Below are 17,484 nucleotides of genomic sequence, written 5' to 3'. Positions count from 1 at the left end.
CCTTACGAGGCTCGTCCGGGCTGATAACGGAACTTCAGAAATTTCTGTGCCTGACTCAGGATCTGAAACGCCTCTTTAAGGTTGCGCCGTTCAAAGTCGGACAGGTTTTCCGGCTCTATATTGTTATCAGGCTCTCTGCCCGCTTCTACGTCCATGGCCTGATGACGAATGCGCACCATGGCAATAAACTCCATGGCGTCCCGCAGATCCGGCCCTCTGCCTCTGGGCAGTATATCGGCCTCAATCACATCGTTCAGCCGCTCAAAGGAATTCTGTGCCTTGGAACCTACCGCCAGGGCATGCACACGAATTAAATCTGCCAGCGGTGCCGTGCCGCGGCGCTTAAGGTTAATGGAGTTGTTATGTTTGCCGTCCTGCTCCATGACAAACTCTTTAAAGAACCCGAGCGGTGGCGTGCGCAGCAGCGCATTACGGGCCATGCTGGCCAGAAAACGCGGACTGCGGCGGGCGCGGCGCACAATTAAGCGATTAAGCTGTTCGGCCCATTCCAGGTGGCCGTATACGCCGTCAAGATCAAAGAAGATATTACTGTTCAGCAAAGAACGGGCGCTGGGGTTGTCTATCCAGTCAATAAAGCACTGCTCCCACTCTGTGCGGGTTTTGCGCCATTCCGGGTTGGTGGCCATAATGTTGCCGGTGCAGTAGCTGTAGCCACAGGCGGCCAGGCCATCACACACAAAGTTGGCCAGCTCAGCAAAATAGTCATTGTGCCGTTCGGCATCATAGCTGTTATCGAGAATAATGGCGTTATCCTGGTCGGTCACCACCAGTTGTTCGTCCCGGGCCATGGAGCCCAGCGCCAGAAAGCAGTACGGCACCGGCGGCGGCCCCAGTTTTTCTTCGGCCAGCTCCAGCAGCCGCTGCTTGAAGCTGCGGCCAATCACCGCCATGGCGGAGCCAATCATGTGAGAGTTGGCGTCTTCGTTAACCATGCGCACAAAGCAGGCTCTGGCATCGTCGGCAATGGTGGCCAGCTCGCCGGCATCCTGGGCGCGAAAAATATGCCGCACCACAAACAGGCTGTTGCGGGATTCATGACGCATAACATCCGACAGCGCCACCACACCGATGGGCTTGCCTCTGTGCAGTACCGGCAAATGGTGCAGGTTATAGCGCAGCATGGTCAGCATGGCTTCAAACACATATTGATCACTTTCTGCCGCCACCAGATCCACCGACATGATCTCGGCTACCGGCGTACTGGAAGGCAGCTCTTCGGCCAGCACCCGGGTACGCAGATCCCGGTCGGTAATAATGCCGGCCACTTCTACCTCTTCCCCTTCTTCGTTCAGCACCAGAATGGAGGAAACGGCCTCTTCGGTCATTTTACGGGCGGCATCAAATACACTGGCAGCGCGGCCGATAGATACCGGCTCGCGGGAAATCAGTTCACGAATGCTGGACGTCATCAGTTCGTTGGCCTCCTGATGACGGGACACCGCATGGCGCAGCCGGGCACTGTCTCCCACTTCCACAAAATCGGCAAAGACTTCAAAGCGTTCATACAAATCATGAAACACGGCTTCGGGCAGGCAATAGACCAGGGTGTCTTCCAGCGTAGTGGCAGGCAAGCGGTTTTTATTATTCATCAGCAGCCCCATCTGACCAAACAGGCTGCCTTCACTCAGGCGGTTATACAGCTCACCGTTACGGCGGTGTATTTCTACCGCCCCGCTGCGAATAAGATAGAGATGGTGCACCGCATCGCCATATTTAAAAATAACGGTACCGGCCCGAAAGTAGCTGACCTCCACCTGAGTGGCTATGTGCTCCAGCTCCTGGTCGGGCAGCGCCTTGAAGGGATAGCACTGGCGTATAAAAGCGAGTACCTCCAGCTGCTCTGCTTCCATGATTCACTCCTGCAAAACGTGAAAAAGGCAGCACCCGGCTGCCTTTAAATTGATTAACGGTGCCGCAGGCGCTTAGCCTCTTGGCTCCGACATCAGCCCTTTGATCAGCGCTACACAGGAAATAAGCAGCACTATGGTAAAGGGAAAGCCGGTAGATACCGCCATGGCCTGCAAACCGGCCAGACCGCCGCCCAGCATCAGGGCAATGGCCACCAGACCCTCAAAGGTACACCAGAACACCCGCTGCGGCTTGGGCGCGTTGACCTTTCCGCCGGCGGCAATGGTGTCGATGACCAGCGAGCCGGAGTCGGACGAGGTAACAAAGAACACCACTACCAGCACAATACCGATAAAGGAAGTAATGGCGGTGAGCGGCAGCTGCTCCAGCATCACAAACAGCTGCAGCGGCAGTGCGGCTTCACTGACAGCCTTGATGCCGTCACTCACCACCAGATCGATGGCGGTACCGCCAAAGGCGCTGAACCACAGCATACAGGCAGAAGTTGGCACCACCAGTACGGCAATCAGGAACTCACGCACCGAACGGCCACGGGATACCCGGGCAATAAACATGCCTACAAAGGGTGACCAGGAGATCCACCAGGCCCAGTAGAAAGCAGTCCAGCCCTGGGAGTAATTGGCATCTTCCCGGCCAAAGGGCATGGACAGCGCAGGGAAATACTCAAAGTATGCAACAATATTGTTGAACAGACCGGTAAAGATAAGCAGGGTCGGCCCCACTATCAGCACAAAGCCCAGCAGCAGTGCCGCCAGCCCCATGTTGATTTCAGACAGGCGTTTTACCCCCGCATCCAGCCCGGCCAGCACCGACACCAGTGCCACCAGAGTAATGAGGATCACCAGCACTACCTGAGTGGTGACCGTATCGGGAATATCAAACAGAAAGTTAAGGCCGGCCGAGGCCTGAGAGGCACCGTAACCCAGCGACGTAGCCAGACCAAACAGAGTGGCGACCACCGCCAGAATATCAATAATATGACCAGGCCAGCCCCATACCCGCTCACCCAGCAGCGGATAGAGCACGGAGCGCATGGTCAGCGGCAGCCCCTTGTTAAAGGAGAAAATGGCCAGACCCAGTGCCAGCACCGCATAAATGGCCCAGGGGTGCAGTGCCCAGTGATACAGGGTGGCGGCCATGCCAAGACGGCTGGCCTCGGCGGCATTTCCGGCAGCTCCGCCCAGCGGAGCCCAGTCAGTGCGCACGCCGTTTTCTACCGTGGTGCCGGCAAACGAGGTACCGAAGTGAGTCAGCGGCTCGGACACACCGAAAAACATCAGACCTATGCCCATGCCGGCGGCAAACAGCATGGAGAACCAGCCGATATAGGTGAAATCCGGGCTGGCTTCGGTGCCGCCGATGCGGACTTTGCCCAGGGGGGAAATAATCAGCCCCAGACACACCAGCACAAAAATGTTACCGGCGGAAAGAAAGAACCAGTCAAGGGTGGACGTGAGCCAGCCGCGCAGATCGCTGAACATGGGCCCTACCTGGTTCTGAAACGCCAGGGTGAGAAACACAAAGGCCACAATAGCCAGACCGGAGATCATGAATACACGGTTATGAATGTCGAGCCCGAACGGACCAATTTGCAGGGCGATATTGTCTTGCCCTATCTGATAATCGGTATCAATGGGCGTCACTTTGCCCTCGGGGGCGATAACATCATGGTTATCTTTTTCTGCCATGAAGATGCTTCCTTTTTTAAGGGATTGGCTTGCTTGAACCACTCTAGGGTAGCACAGCAGCGACACAGAATGGCCAGGCGGGGGCTCAGCTGAACAACATTTAGCCAGAGCAAGGCACTTCTTCCCGCTCCGCCCCCCTGCTACAATTCAGGCTTTCACGGATTTTAAGCTTACAAGGTTCCCGTTCATGCGTACCAGTCAATACCTGCTTTCCACTCTTAAAGAAACTCCGAGCGATGCCGAAGTGATCAGCCACCAGCTGATGCTGCGGGCGGGCATGATCCGCAAGCTGGCCTCGGGCCTGTATACCTGGCTGCCCAGCGGTTTGCGGGTGCTGAACAAGGTGGCGGCCATAGTGCGGGAAGAAATGAACCGCGCCGGTGCCATTGAAATGCTGATGCCGGTAGTGCAGCCCGCCGATTTGTGGCAGGAAACCGGCCGCTGGGACAAGTTCGGCCCCGAGCTGCTGCGCATTAAAGACCGCCACGATCGTCCCTTTGTGCTGGGCCCCACCCATGAAGAAGTGATCACCGCCATGGTGCGCAACGAGGTCGCCTCTTACAAGCAGCTGCCTCTGAATCTGTATCAGATCCAGACCAAATTCCGTGACGAGGTACGCCCGCGTTTTGGCGTGATGCGCTCCCGCGAATTTGTAATGAAAGATGCTTATTCTTTCCACACCACTCAGGACAGCCTGCAGCAGACCTACGACGACATGTATGCCGCCTACAGCCGCATTTTTGAACGCATGGGTCTGGACTTCCGCGCTGTGCTGGCCGACACCGGTGCCATTGGCGGCAGTGCTTCGCACGAGTTTCATGTGCTGGCTCAAAGCGGTGAAGACGATATCGCTTTCTCCACCGAGTCCGATTACGCCGCCAACATTGAAATGGCCGAAGCACTGGCCCCGAAAGCAGCCGCCGATGCTCCTACCCAGGAGATGGTGCTGACCGACACGCCCGATACCAAGACCATTGCGGATCTGGTAGAAAAATTCGGCCTGAACATTGAGCAGACCGTGAAAACCCTGCTGGTAAAAGCCGCCGACGATATGGATGCCCCGCTGGTGGCGCTGCTGGTGCGCGGCGATCACGAGCTGAACGAGGTAAAAGCCGAAAAGCTGCCCCAGGTGGCCAGCCCCCTGACCTTTGCCACCGAAGAAGAAGTGCGTGCCGCCGTGGGTGCCGGCCCGGGCTCGCTGGGGCCGCTGAACATGCCGGTGCCGGTAATTGTAGACAGAGCCGTGGCGGTAATGAGTGACTTTGGTGCCGGTGCCAACATCGACGACAAGCACTATTTCGGCATGAACTGGGGCCGTGATCTGCCCCTGCCCGAGGTGGCCGACCTGCGCAATGTGCGTGAAGGCGACCCCAGCCCCTGTGGCAAGGGCGTGCTGCAGATTAAACGCGGCATTGAAGTGGGTCATATCTTCCAGCTGGGCAATAACTACTCCGAGAAAATGAACGCCACCGTGCTGAATGAAGGCGGCAAGGCCACCGTGCTGGAAATGGGCTGCTACGGCATTGGCGTGTCACGCATTGTGGCCGCGGCCATTGAGCAGAACTTTGATGATCGCGGCATTATCTGGCCCGATGCGCTGGCCCCCTTCCAGGTAGCCATTATTCCCATGAACATGCACAAGTCTCATCGCGTTCAGGAAGTGGCCGAGAAACTTTATGCCGAGCTGACCGCCGCCGGCATTGAAGTGCTGTTTGACGATCGCAAGGAGCGCCCGGGCGTGATGTTTGCCGATATGGAGCTGCTGGGTGTGCCTCACAGCATTATTATTGGTGAGCGCGGCCTCGACAACGGTGTGGTGGAATATAAACACCGTCGCGGCGGCGACAAGCAGGAAGTGGCCATCGATGATGTGATTGCCAAGATTCAGGCGTTGATTGGCTAACTCCCTTCGGGAGAGCTATAAGCGATCAGCCTTAAGCTTTAAGAAAAACAACCGGTGCTTACAGATAGCACCGGTTTAAAAGTCATTCCGGCCTTTGAGCCGGAATCCATTCTGCAGGCGACTGAGTCTGTATTCGAACAGCCGTGCTTTATACAATAGTCTCTGGGTCCGTCATGCTGAACTTGATTCAGTACCGGAGTGACCCCGCTGCTCTACTTACAGCTGACAGCTTACGGCTTACAGCCCCCGAAGGGGATTAATCCGAATGATGGCGGCTGTCGTTGGCCTGGGCCAGCAACATGCGGCTTTCTTTAAGGAAAGTGTCGGCATAGTCGCCGAAATAATCACTGACAGCGCTGAACTGCTTTACAAAGGCGTCGCGCTGTCCATTCTCCAGCTCTTCCAGTAACTCGCCAAAGCGCCCGTGATAACGTCGTATCATCGCCAGATTGCGGGGTGACGACAGAATAATGTCGGCATACAGCGCCGGATCCTGGGCAAACAAACGGCCTACCATGGCCAGCTCCAGCCGGTAGATGGGCGAGCTTAACCGCAGCAGACGAGACAAATCTGCTCCTTCAGCACACAAATGAGCACCATAGGCAAAGCTGGTAAAGTGACGCAGCGCCTGTACCAGGCTCATGGCCTCGTCGTGCTCGGCCGCCGGCACCTCCTGCAGGCGGGCCCCCCAGATACGCATTTGCGCCAGCAGCCATTCATAGTCTGCTTCGCCGCGGCCATGGCAGTGAATAATCACCTGCTTGGCCAGGCTGGGAATATCCGGTCCGAACATGGGGTGCAGCCCCAGCACAGGGCCTGAATGCGCGTTCAGCATGGCGGCCACCGGCTCGCTCTTGACGCTGGTCAGATCTACCAGCAGGCAGTGCTCGGGCAGCTTGGGCAGACGCTCTATGACCGCCACGGTTTGATCGATGGGCACGGCAATCATTACCAGACCCGCATCGGCCAGCAGCGTATCGGCCTTGTGCCAGTCGTCCTTTTCAAGGATCTCGGTGTGGTAACCAGACAGGCTCAGCAGGTGGGCAAACAGACCACCCAGCTGGCCGCCACCGCCAATCACCACCGCCTTGCCCAAATCCGGATTCACACATTTGAAGCCGGTGTCTTTTTCACTGGCATAAGATTCGCGCATAAAGCGGCGCAGCACGTCTTCTATCAGGTCGGGCGGCACACCCTGTGCTTCGGCTTCGGCCCGGCGGCTGGCGAGCATGGCGGCTTCCCGGTCGGGCGCATAAATAGGCAGGCCATGCCGGCTTTTTACTTCCCCTACCCCCGCTACCAGCTTAAGCCGCTGCGCAAACAGCTTGACCAGCTGCTGATCCACTTCGTCGATTTGATCCCGCAGGACCTTGAGTTCATCTACCATTTTATCCATCCCGGAATTAACACGCCGGACCTGAGTCCGGCGTTGCATTATGCCTGTTTATTGCGTGAGCTGACAATGTCAGGCAACGCGTGCCTTGAGTGAGGCAGACAGCTGCTGATGGCAACGTGCCAGCAGTTCGGCGGTGGTGTCCCAGCCGATGCAGGCATCGGTAATGGACACACCGTACTGCATCTCACTCACCGGCTGCTCGCTGGGCTGGTTGCCCTCAAACAGGTGTGATTCCAGCATAATACCGAGAATAGACTCATTGCCTTCCTGGATCTGGCGCACCACATTGTCGGTCACCAGCGGCTGCAGGCTGTAATCCTTGTTGGAGTTGCCGTGACTGCAGTCCACTACCAGCCGCGGCGTCAGGCCGGCACTGATCATGGCTTTTTCGGCCAGGGCAATATTGACCGAGTCGTAGTTGGGCTGCTTGCCGCCACGCAGGATAACATGGCCGTCGGGGTTGCCCTGAGTCACCAGCAGCGCTACCTGACCTTCCTGATTAATGCCCATAAAAGCGTGGGATTCGGCAGCCGCCTTCATGGCGTTGATGGCAGTGCCCAGGTTACCGTCAGTGCCGTTTTTAAAGCCCACCGGCATGGACAGGCCCGAGGCCATTTCTCTGTGAGTCTGGGATTCGGTGGTGCGGGCACCAATGGCAGACCAGGAGAACAGCTCTGCAAGATATTGCGGACTGATCGGGTCCAGTGCTTCTGTCGCCAGAGGCAGCTCCAGCTCCGCCAGCCAGCACAGCAGCTCCCGGGCTTTGTGCAGGCCCAGCTCAATATCAAAGGTGCCATCAAGGTGAGGATCGTTAATAAAGCCTTTCCAGCCTACTGTGGTGCGCGGCTTTTCAAAATAGACGCGCATTACAATATAAAGGCTGTCGCGATATTCATCATGCAGTTTTTTGAGGCGGGTTGCGTACTCTTTGGCTGCGTCTACATCGTGAATGGAGCAAGGACCACAAATAACCAGCAAGCGGTGATCCTTGCGGTGCACAATATCAGAAATGGTTTGCCGGGCCTGGCCGATGTAATCGAGCGCTTTTTGAGAAATGGGCAGCTTGGCTTTCAGCTCGGCCGGAGTGATCATCACCTGCTCGGATTGAATATGGATATTGTTTAATGTGTCTTTCTGCATGATGACATCCTCACTGTAAACTTTTTTATACAACCAAAGAGAAAGAAAAGGTTAGTCTCGTTTGACATATAGAAACTTCTTTTCTACGCAACCGGCTTCAACCTTATCAAGGCTGGCCGGGGTTGCAAAGCCCGGGAGAGCATCAAATGCGGTTTATTTTGTTTATAATTGAAAAAAATGAGGAGCCTGTATGCAATTAAGCAATCGCGAGCAGCAGGAGCTGGTACTGGCCCTGCGGCGCATTCTGGATCACTACGGTGTAGACTACCGGCAAAGCCCCGAGTCTTATGATTATGATACGGTTTATGACCATCAGTGCCGGCTTATTCTGGATGAAGTGGCAGCAAGCTGGGAGCAGCATTACGGTTACCGCCCCAGCCCCATGACGCTGCAAAAAGCCCTGTTTGCCGCCGAGCACAGCCGCCAGTTTTCCCCGCCCTGGTACAGACGGATTATCAACGCGATAAAGTGGTAGGCCCCAATTTATTGGGGCAACCCGTGCATGATGCGACGAAGCAGCCCCGTTTGCCGGGTATAAACCCCGGCCTCATCCACCAACGCGACTTCCAGCTTTATTTTACCCGTCAATCTCATCCATAAAGGCGTCAAGGTTTTCGTCGTCAGGCATTTCACGCTGTTTGCCGACTTTGGCATCCTGAAACTGCAGATAGAAATCCTTGGTCAGACCGTAGGGATCAAGCGAGTTATCAATAATGGCCTCGCGCTCTATCAGCTCACTGCGCTGATAAAGCCCGTCCAGCGCCCATTTGCCGGTGCGCATGGCAAGAGACATAACGTCATAAGGAAAGTACAGCGTATCCACCACATCGCCGGTCAACTGACGCAGAGTGGCCGGACCATAGAGCGGGATCATCATATAAGGGCCATTACCAACTCCCATTTGTCCCAGAACCTGACTGAAATCTTTGGCTTTAGGTTCAAATGAGAGCTTCTGGGCCACATCAAAGTAACCCAGCACGCCCACAGTACTGTTAACGCCAAAACGCACCAGGTTAGTGCCGGCACCGGATAAGTCGCCGGTAACCAGATGGTTGACGAAGCTGGCAGGCTCTTCGAGGTTCAGCACTACATTCTGAATGCCCGTACGCACCGAACGGGGTACATAGTCGGCATAAGCGTGGGCAGCAGGACGTACAATATAGGGCTCGGCTACATCATAGTTAATGACCCAGCTGGCCCGGTTTACCGGCTCAAAGGGATCACGAGGATCATCCGCGGTAGATTTGGCATAGTCTGCCGGCACAGCCGGTGAGAAAGGATCATTCACCCGCTCCTGCTGCACCCCCTGGTGCGCCGCACAGCCGGTAAGCACGGTGCCGGCCATGAGAATAAGTGCTCTGTACCACATGGTTAGGTCGCTCATTTTTGTTGTTATAAAAGAGTAAGTCTACTCATGACTGACCAACACGGCCAGTCATCACCACCGGCTGAAAGCCATATTATAACGGCGTGTCGATAATCACGCTCAGCTGCTTGTCTTCACTGGTGCTGAGCACACCACTGCGTCCTTCCCAGGCGTTGGTGACATCGGTAACGTTACCGCTGGGAGCAATACGCGCCTTAATAATAATCTCATCGCGGCTGCTCATGTTATTGTCAGGCACCATGGCATCGGCATTGGACAGGGTGACGCTGAGCGGAAACGCCGGCTGCTCTATCCGCCGGGCCACCAGCGGCATTTCGCCACCATTGGCATCCACGGCAAACACAAACAAAACAGCGCCGGGGTGATAAGGCACACTGGTGCCGGTATTAATTTCTATCTGATAGCGGGGGCCGGTAACCGGCGCCTGCTGATTGCTGCTCATTTGCTGCTCGGCAAACGCAATGGACCGCTGGATCATGGCATAACGCGGATGCTCGGGAGACATAATCTCGAGCATTTGCTGCCAGCGGGCTCTGGCCTGTTCAAAATCATTCTGCTGTACCGCCATAAAGGCAAACACTGACCAGGCTTCCAGGTTACCGGGCTGGCTGACCAGAACATTGCGTATCATTTGCTCGGCACGCAGGTTTTCTCCGGTCATGGCCAGTGCCTCGGCATAGGGCACGTATACGGCTTCAGGCTCATCGGTAAGTTTAATGGCTTTTTCCAGTGCCTCCCGGGCAGTTTCACCATCACGCATTTCCAGCGATAACCGCCCCAGCAACAGCCAGCCACGGTAGTCGTCGCCATCCTGATGCAGGCGGGTACGCAGCGCCAGAATAAGCTCGCGCACGTCCTGCTCGGTCACGCTTTCATCCGGCTCTATCAGTACCTTGCGCGACAGTTCCTGAAGATTGCCGGATACCCGCTGCCACTCGGCCACTTCCTCATGTGCTCCCACCTGCCAGTAAACCCCGGCACTGACCGCTATCATCAGCACCAGCGCCGAGATAATGGTGAGCGGGCTGCGGCCGTCCCGGGCCTTGGTTTCATTGGTGACCACATCATCCAGCAGACTTTTCTGCAGCTCCTGCTGCAGGGCCTCGTCATCTTCCAGCAGGCCCAGTTCACTGTCTTGCTCCAGCTCTTTTATCCGCTGGCGGTAAAGCTGAGTATTGAGCTCGTTACGACTGTGGCTGGACTCAGCCCGCCCACGGATAAGAGGAAAAATAATGATCAGTGCCAACAGCAGAGTCAGGCCGGCACAAAGGATCCAGAATAAGGTCATGTCAGCTCTCTTTGTTCTTGTTCAGCAGGCGCTTGAGGCGCTGTTTTTCTTCTTCGCTCAGGGTTTCGTCAGCAGCCAGCGCCGGCTTTTTACGAGTACGCACCAGCACCACCACCAGGCCAATTAACAGCACCAGCACAGGGCCGGCCCAGAGAATAAGGGTGGACGCCATAAAAGGAGGCTTATAGAGAATAAAGTTACCGTAGCGGGCTACCATGTAGTCCACTACTTCTTCTTTGCTGCTGCCTTCCTGCAGCATCTGATAGGTTTTTTCCCGCAGATCCTTGGCCAGCTCGGCGTTGGAGTCAGCTATGTCCTGATTCTGACATTTAGGACAACGCAGCTCTTTTAACAACTCACGAAAGGTCTCTTCTTTTTTCGGGTCGTCAAAGTTGTATACATCGATGGCGGCATGAGCTGCCGGTAGCCAGAGCATGGCCGCCAGCATAAGTATTCGCATCAACATGGACATTACTCCATTTGCTCAAAGATAGGCTTGAGGGTCTGCTTCCATACCTGATCGTTCACATCCCCCACATGGCGGTAGCGAATAACGCCGTTGCTGTCGATAAGGAAGGTTTCAGGCGCGCCGTATACGCCCAGATCCAGACCCAGCATGCCGCGGGGATCATACAGATCGATGGCATAGGGGTTACCCAGATTACTGAGCCAGCGCAGCGCCTTTTCACGCTCATCCTTGTAGTTCATGCCAATAATATGCACGCCCTCACTGGCCTTGAGCTGGTTGAGATATTCGTGCTCGGCATAACAGGTAGGACACCAGGTGGCCCACACATTGAGCAGCATGGGCTGGCCGGTAAAAATGGACTTGTCATGCTGTTTGTCGGGGTTATGCAAGTCCTGCAGAGTAAACTCAGGAATAGGCTGATCAATCAGCACCGATTCCAGTTTGGTGGGATCGGAAAACAACCCCTTGTACAGAAATACACTGGCACCCAGAAATATCAGCAGCGGAATGGACAGAATAAGAATACGACGGTTCATCAGGCCTCCGCGGCTTGTTGTTTGCGGCCAAAACGGTAGCGCTTGTCGATAATGGCAATCACACCGCCAATGGACATCAACAGTGCTCCAAACCAGATCCAGCGTATAAAGGGCTTGTAGTAAAGCCGCACCGCCCAGGCACCGTCATCCAGCTCTTCACCCAGCGCCGCGTACAGATCGCGGGTAATGCCGGCATCAATGGCCGCTTCGGTCATGGACATGCGTTGCACCACATACATGCGTTTTTCGGCTTTCAGCTCGGTCAGCGGTTTGCCGTTTTTGGACACACTGATCACCCCTTTGAAGCCTTCGTAGTTGGGGCCGTCAGCATCACGAATGCCGTCAAAGGTAAAGGTGTAATCGGCAAAGGTGACGGTATCACCGGGCACCATGCGTACATCCCGCTCTATGCTGTAAAGCTGGGTGCAGCTGATGCCAACAATGGTCACCGCCAGACCAATGTGACCCAGGATCATGGCCCAGTGGCTGTTGCCCAGCTTGCGCACACCGGTAAAGAACGAATGCCGGTGCGTGGCCCGCACCCAGGTTTCCTGCAGGCTGGTAATGGTAATAAAGGCACCCAGGCCAATCCCCACGGCAGCCCAGGGTTCAAAGCTGGCGGAAAACAGCAGCGGCAGCGCCACCCCGGTGACAATACTGAGCACCAGCGCCAGCAGCAGCTTGCCGTTCACTTCCTTCATTTGCTGGCGACGCCAGCGAAACAAGGGCCCCGCCCCCAGCAGCAGCGCAAAGGGAATAATCAGCCAGGCATAGAGGCTGTCAAAGAAGGGAGCACCAATGGAGATGCTGCCCATACCCAGCTCTTTATGTACCAGCGGCAGCAGAGTACCGATAAGCACCACCACCAGGCCGGCCATCAGAATAATGTTATTGCCCAGCAGCAGGCTTTCCCGGCTGGCCAGCTCGTGCTTGCCATGGCTGCGCACTTCTGCGCCCTTAATGGCATACAGCAGCAGGGAGGATCCCACCACCAGCAGCAGGAAGATCAAAATAAACAGACCCCGGGTGGGATCGGAGGCAAAGGCATGCACCGACACCAGAACACCGGAGCGCACCAGGAAGGTGCCGAGCAGACTCAGGGAAAACGCCATGATCGCCAGCAGCACCGTCCAGGCCTTGAAGCTGGCCCGTTTTTCGGTCACGGCAAGGGAATGAATCAGCGCCGTACCGGCCAGCCAGGGCATAAAGGAGGCGTTTTCTACCGGGTCCCAAAACCACCAGCCGCCCCAGCCCAGCTCGTAATAGGCCCACCAGGAGCCGAGCGCAATGCCAAGCGTCAGGAAAATCCAGGCGGCCATGGTCCAGGGCCGGGACCAGCGGGCCCAGGCTGCATCCAGTTTGCCGGTCATTAAAGAGGCAATGGCAAAGGCAAAAGCCACCGAGAAACCCACATAGCCCATATAAAGCATGGGCGGATGGAAAATCAGCCCGGGATCCTGCAGCAGCGGATTCAAATCGCGGCCATCTACCGGAAAGAACGGCAGGGTGCGCTCAAAAGGGTTGGAGGTGAACAGCACAAACAGCAGAAAGCCGATGGCGATCATGCCCATCACGCTCAGTACCCGGGCCACCGCATCCAGTGGCAGCGCCCGGCTGAAACGGGCTACCGCAGCAGTCCAGCCTGCCAGGATCAGCACCCACAGCAGCAGTGAGCCTTCATGGGCACCCCATACCGCGGAAATGCGGTAAGCCAGCGGCAGCAGACTGTTGGAGTTGGAGGCCACATAGAGCACGGTAAAGTCGTGCTCCACAAAGGCCCAGGTCAGGCACAGAAAGGAAATAAACAGAAAGCCAAACTGGGCATAGGCCAGCGGCCGGGCCAGCAGCATCATGGCAGTATTGCCGCGGGATGCCCCCAGCAGGGGATAAATACTCAGCACCAGGGCACTGGCCAGGGCCAGCACCAGGGTGAATTGTCCAAGCTCGGGGATCATAGGTTACTGCCCTTCAGCTGTGCCTCCGTGTATTCGGGTTTAAAGTGCTCCATTCCCTTGAGCGCTTCCGCCACCTCCGGTGGCATGTATTCTTCGTCGTGCTTGGCCAGTACTTCAAAGGCATCTATGGTGCGGGCATCTGCCAGATTGCCCTGCGCCACTATGCCCTGCCCTTCCCGGAACAGATCCGGCAGAATGCCGTCAAAGCGTACCGTTACCTGCTCGCCACCGGCATCCACCAGATCAAAGCTGACGTTCAGGCTTTGCTGATCCCGCTTCACCGTACCCGGCACCACCAGACCACCAATACGCAAACGCTGGCCTACTTCCGGTTTGATCTGATCTTTACCCTTGCCCTGCACCAGCTCGGTGGGGGTATAGAAAAGATCAATATTTTGCTGCAGAGCATAGAGTACCAGACCTACCATAACCGATAACCCGGCAACGACCGCCAGCAGCAGTGTCATTCGTTTTTTACGTCTAGGGTTCATAGCGTATTCTCCAACTTGCGGGCAGCCTCACGGCGGGCGGCCCGGGCCTGTTTTTGGCTGACTTCGCGCAGCAGGCGTTTTTTCGTGTTAATGGTGGCCACTACCAGCCCCAGCAGGGCCAGCAAAGTGACGGCAAAAGAAAGCCAGACATAAAAGCCATAACCGCCCATGGCCAGAAAGGCAGACCAGCTATCAAATTTCATTGTGTTTCTCCGCCATGTTCAGCACCCAGGGACGATGAGATTCACGCCGTATCAGCTCGTTGCGCAGGCGCATCAGCGTCACCGCCCCCAAAAAGCAGATAAAGGCAAAAATCATGATAAGCAGCGGCCAGAGCATGTCATTGGAAATGGAGGGCTTGGCAAACTTGGTGATGGTGGCCCCCTGATGCAGGGTGTTCCACCATTCCACCGAGTAGTGAATGATGGGCAGGTTGATGACTCCTACCAGGGCCAGAATGCCGGCGGCACGACCGGCCAGTACCTTGTCGGAAATGGCGTTATAGAGCGCAATGACACCCAGATAAAGAAACAGCAGAATCAGCTCGGAGGTCAGGCGGGCATCCCATACCCACCAGGTGCCCCACATGGGCTTGCCCCAGGCGGCACCGGTGAACAGCGCAATAAAGGTGAACACAGCCCCTACCGGCGCAATAGCCGATACCGCCATATTGGCGACCTTGATTTGCCATACCAGACCAATAAAGGCGGCAATGGCCATGGAGGAGTAGGCACCCATCGACATGATGGCGGCCGGAACATGAATATAGATGATGCGAAAAGCATCACCCTGCTGATAATCGGCGGGCGCAAACGCCAGGCCCCAGACCAGACCAATGGCAAAGGAAACCACGCTGAATACGGCGAACCAGGGCAACCATAGTCCGGCAATACGATAAGCCGTTTCCGACTTGGCATAGGGGTGTAACCATTTCCACATCTTGCTCACAGACCTTTTTTGTACTAATGCGTTATTTTGGCGCGCTTAAGATACCCCAAATTCCCTCTGTTTAGAAACCCTTCACCGCCAAACCCGACTGAATTGAAACTAATTAACACTGACCCGCAGCGCTGCCGCAATGGCAAACGGTGCCAGAGTAACGCTGCCAGCCAGCATGGCACCCAGAATGGCCAGCTGGCCACTGTAAGGCAGTCCCAGACCGGCCGTTTCTATTGCCGACGTGGCAAAAATCAGCACCGGAATATACAAAGGAAGGGTCAGCAGACTCAGCAGTACGCCACCCTTGCCAATGCCCACGGTTAATGCCACGCCAATGGCACCCAGCAGGCTGAGAATGGGCGTGCCCAGCAGCAGAGTCCAGAACATGCCGAAAAAGCCGTTCATGTCCATGCTCAGCAGCACGGCTATCAGCGGCGACAGCAGCAACAGCGGTAACCCGGTCAGCAACCAGTGCGCCAGCACCTTGGCCAGCACCACTACTCCTAAAGGACAGGGCATCAGCATCATTTGTTCCAGGGTGCCGTCGATATAGTCATCCCGAAACAGCCGCTCCAGCGCCAGCAGGGATGACAGCAACGCCGCCACCCACACTATGCCCGGCGCAATACGCGCCAGCAGCGCAGGCTCGGGCCCCACGCCTAAAGGGAAAAGCGTGATAACAATCACAAAAAACCACAGCGGATTAAGAATATCAGCGCGCCGGCGCAGCGCACTGACCAGCTCCCGGCGCACCACGCCGGTAAAGGAATGCATCATTGAGCGTCCTCGCGGGATGGCGAAAGATGAAGAATACGAGCGCGGCCGGCGCAAAGGTTAAGATCCTGATGGGTAGTGATCAGCACCATGCCGCCGGCATCGGTGTGCTCCAGAAACAGCCTTTCCAGCACTTTTACCCCGTGTTTGTCGATAGCGGTAAAGGGCTCGTCAAGGATCCAGAGCCGGGGCCCGCCCAGCCACAGCCGGGCCAGTGCCACCCGCCGCTTTTGTCCGGCAGACAGCTGGCCGGCATATTGCTCTTCCAGCCCCGCCAGCCCCACCTGTGCCAGCACCTCCCACAGGTTAGCGGTGCTGCCCTTGTGGTGCATGCGGCGAAAAAAAGCCAAGTTTTCGTAGGCGGACAGCTCGTGTTTGATACCGGCCTGATGGCCCAGATAGAAGAGATTCTGATGAAAGCTGTCGCGACATTGCTCTATGTTTTCTCCCTGCCAGCTGACGGCTCCCTCATAAGGCCGGGATAAGCCTGCCAGCAGCCGCAACAGACTGGTTTTACCGGCACCGTTGGGGCCGGCAATCTGCACCAGCTCACCAGGTGCCACCGCAAGGGAAAGATCACTGAACAGAGTTCGTTCTTCCCGAACACAGGTCAGAGCGTGGGCTTCAAGCATAAGTTAATATTCTGTGGTTAATAAGATGGTTTGCCAAATGTGAAATGGTTTGCCGCGCGTAAAGCACGGCCTGCAGGGATAAGCGACTATCATCGCCAGCCTACTTTTGCCGGTGCAAAGACAGCAGCAGTTCAGCTTCGGCTCTGGGCATTTCGCATTCGGCCATGATTTCTTCAATACCGGCTCCCAGCTGCACCATTCGCGCGGCGCGGCTGTAGAGCTTGCTTTGGGGATCTTTTAATGCCAGCTCCTGCTGCTGCTCGCGCAGCGCCGCTATATAGCGCCCCAGTTCGTTCAGCTTTTTGCCCATGCCAATATTGGCGGTCTGCAGCTCTTCCAGCTGTTTGCGGTAGCTGTCCCGGCTGCGGGCCAGCTCACGCATCAGGGTGCTCATGGCATCCAGCTTGCGCTGGCTGCGCCGCCACATCATCCAGGCCAGGCCAATGGCGGCCAGTGCCATCACCAGCCCCAGTACCGCCAGAATAAGCGCCAGTTCACTGATCATTAAAGCTGACTCAGCTCTTCCCACTCGTCATCGGACAGCAATTTGTCGAGATCCACCAGAATAAGCAGCTCGCTCTCGCGGTTACATACGCCCTGAATAAAGCGCGCACTCTCGCTGGTACCCACATTGGGCGCCGTTTCAATTTCCGACGACTTGAGATAGACCACCTCAGCCACACTGTCGACCAGAATACCAATGACCTGCTTTTCCGCTTCAATGATCACAATGCGGGTATTGTCGGTTACTTCCGCACTGGGCAGGCCAAAACGCAGCCGGGTATCAAGCACAGTAACCACGTTGCCGCGCAGGTTGATAATACCCAGCACATAATCTGGCGCGCCCGGTACCGGAGCAATGTCGCTGTAGCGCAATACTTCCTGTACCTGCATAACGTTAATGCCATAGGTTTCGTTATCAAGCCGAAAGGTCACCCACTGCAACACTTCGCCTTCAGCCAGATTTTCCGCCACATTACGATGATTGCTCATACA

Annotated in this window: 18 protein-coding genes; 2 read left to right on the top strand and 16 right to left on the bottom strand. The window is 56.2% G+C overall.

Translation table 11 applies throughout. The annotated features are described in order from the left end of the window. Window positions 1-2: 2 nt before the first annotated feature. The gene (locus tag N2M06_RS05220; RefSeq protein ID WP_317074023.1) at window positions 3-1,871 is read right to left on the bottom strand and encodes a DUF294 nucleotidyltransferase-like domain-containing protein; all 1,869 of its coding nucleotides are present in this window, start codon (window positions 1,869-1,871) and stop codon (window positions 3-5) included. A 72-nt stretch (window positions 1,872-1,943) separates the two neighbouring features. Continuing rightward, on the bottom strand, window positions 1,944-3,578 hold the full coding sequence (locus N2M06_RS05215; protein WP_019933595.1) for a BCCT family transporter: 1,635 nt from the start codon (window positions 3,576-3,578) through the stop codon (window positions 1,944-1,946). A 187-nt stretch (window positions 3,579-3,765) separates the two neighbouring features. Here N2M06_RS05215 and N2M06_RS05210 point away from each other — a divergent pair, with 187 nt between their 5' ends. Further along, a complete protein-coding gene (locus N2M06_RS05210; RefSeq protein ID WP_346351826.1) occupies window positions 3,766-5,481 on the top strand; it encodes a proline--tRNA ligase in 1,716 nt (571 codons plus the stop codon). A 256-nt stretch (window positions 5,482-5,737) separates the two neighbouring features. Here N2M06_RS05210 and tyrA read toward each other — a convergent pair whose 3' ends face one another. Continuing rightward, the gene (gene tyrA, locus N2M06_RS05205; RefSeq protein ID WP_346352155.1) at window positions 5,738-6,868 is read right to left on the bottom strand and encodes a bifunctional chorismate mutase/prephenate dehydrogenase; all 1,131 of its coding nucleotides are present in this window, start codon (window positions 6,866-6,868) and stop codon (window positions 5,738-5,740) included. 78 nt (window positions 6,869-6,946) lie between these two features. Continuing rightward, window positions 6,947-8,017 carry a 3-deoxy-7-phosphoheptulonate synthase gene (locus N2M06_RS05200; RefSeq protein WP_019933592.1) on the bottom strand — a complete coding sequence of 357 codons (1,071 nt, stop codon included), beginning with the start codon at window positions 8,015-8,017 and terminating at the stop codon, window positions 6,947-6,949. 190 nt (window positions 8,018-8,207) lie between these two features. On the opposite strand from N2M06_RS05200, the gene N2M06_RS05195 reads away from it, so the two are divergent. After that, the gene (locus tag N2M06_RS05195; protein WP_019933591.1) at window positions 8,208-8,492 is read left to right on the top strand and encodes a hypothetical protein; all 285 of its coding nucleotides are present in this window, start codon (window positions 8,208-8,210) and stop codon (window positions 8,490-8,492) included. Window positions 8,493-8,594: 102 nt separating this feature from the next. Here N2M06_RS05195 and N2M06_RS05190 read toward each other — a convergent pair whose 3' ends face one another. The 12 genes from N2M06_RS05190 to N2M06_RS05135 all read right to left on the bottom strand — a co-directional run bounded on the left by N2M06_RS05190 (window position 8,595) and on the right by N2M06_RS05135 (window position 17,481). Continuing rightward, a complete protein-coding gene (locus tag N2M06_RS05190; protein WP_026344632.1) occupies window positions 8,595-9,386 on the bottom strand; it encodes a VacJ family lipoprotein in 792 nt (263 codons plus the stop codon). Window positions 9,387-9,477: 91 nt separating this feature from the next. Continuing rightward, window positions 9,478-10,692, bottom strand: coding sequence for a c-type cytochrome biogenesis protein CcmI (gene ccmI, locus N2M06_RS05185; protein ID WP_346351825.1), 1,215 nt, complete (start codon window positions 10,690-10,692; stop codon window positions 9,478-9,480). Between the two features lies 1 nt (window position 10,693). After that, entirely contained in the window at window positions 10,694-11,152 is a 459-nt protein-coding gene (locus tag N2M06_RS05180; protein WP_026344631.1) for a cytochrome c-type biogenesis protein, read from the bottom strand. Between the two features lie 11 nt (window positions 11,153-11,163). Continuing rightward, window positions 11,164-11,697: a DsbE family thiol:disulfide interchange protein gene (locus tag N2M06_RS05175; RefSeq protein WP_019933587.1), complete on the bottom strand. Its 534-nt coding sequence runs from the start codon at window positions 11,695-11,697 to the stop codon at window positions 11,164-11,166. Then, on the bottom strand, window positions 11,697-13,652 hold the full coding sequence (locus N2M06_RS05170; RefSeq protein WP_019933586.1) for a heme lyase CcmF/NrfE family subunit: 1,956 nt from the start codon (window positions 13,650-13,652) through the stop codon (window positions 11,697-11,699). Before N2M06_RS05170 ends, N2M06_RS05175 begins: the two co-directional genes overlap by 1 nt. Then, window positions 13,649-14,143, bottom strand: a complete 495-nt coding sequence (gene ccmE / locus N2M06_RS05165) for a cytochrome c maturation protein CcmE (RefSeq protein WP_026344630.1) — start codon at window positions 14,141-14,143, stop codon at window positions 13,649-13,651. Before ccmE ends, N2M06_RS05170 begins: the two co-directional genes overlap by 4 nt. Beyond that, a complete protein-coding gene (gene ccmD, locus N2M06_RS05160) occupies window positions 14,140-14,346 on the bottom strand; it encodes a heme exporter protein CcmD (protein ID WP_019933584.1) in 207 nt (68 codons plus the stop codon). The genes ccmE and ccmD overlap by 4 nt, the downstream gene beginning before the upstream one ends. Further along, the gene (locus N2M06_RS05155; protein WP_026344629.1) at window positions 14,336-15,082 is read right to left on the bottom strand and encodes a heme ABC transporter permease; all 747 of its coding nucleotides are present in this window, start codon (window positions 15,080-15,082) and stop codon (window positions 14,336-14,338) included. The genes ccmD and N2M06_RS05155 overlap by 11 nt, the downstream gene beginning before the upstream one ends. Window positions 15,083-15,190: 108 nt before the next feature. After that, window positions 15,191-15,856 carry a heme exporter protein CcmB gene (gene ccmB / locus N2M06_RS05150; RefSeq protein WP_211212421.1) on the bottom strand — a complete coding sequence of 222 codons (666 nt, stop codon included), beginning with the start codon at window positions 15,854-15,856 and terminating at the stop codon, window positions 15,191-15,193. Then, window positions 15,856-16,488 carry a cytochrome c biogenesis heme-transporting ATPase CcmA gene (ccmA, locus tag N2M06_RS05145; protein ID WP_019933581.1) on the bottom strand — a complete coding sequence of 211 codons (633 nt, stop codon included), beginning with the start codon at window positions 16,486-16,488 and terminating at the stop codon, window positions 15,856-15,858. The genes ccmB and ccmA overlap by 1 nt, the downstream gene beginning before the upstream one ends. 100 nt (window positions 16,489-16,588) lie before the next feature. Next, on the bottom strand, window positions 16,589-16,993 hold the full coding sequence (locus N2M06_RS05140; protein ID WP_019933580.1) for a DUF2802 domain-containing protein: 405 nt from the start codon (window positions 16,991-16,993) through the stop codon (window positions 16,589-16,591). Next, window positions 16,993-17,481 (bottom strand): chemotaxis protein CheW, encoded by a 489-nt coding sequence (locus tag N2M06_RS05135; RefSeq protein WP_019933579.1) that lies wholly within the window; start codon window positions 17,479-17,481, stop codon window positions 16,993-16,995. Before N2M06_RS05135 ends, N2M06_RS05140 begins: the two co-directional genes overlap by 1 nt. Window positions 17,482-17,484: the final 3 nt, after the last annotated feature.

The organism is Oceanimonas sp. AH20CE76 (assembly GCF_039654065.1).
Taxonomy (GTDB): Bacteria; Pseudomonadota; Gammaproteobacteria; order Enterobacterales; family Aeromonadaceae; genus Oceanimonas; species Oceanimonas smirnovii.
Note: the sequence above shows the minus strand (reverse complement) of the source record. Positions and strands in the feature narration are given on the sequence as shown.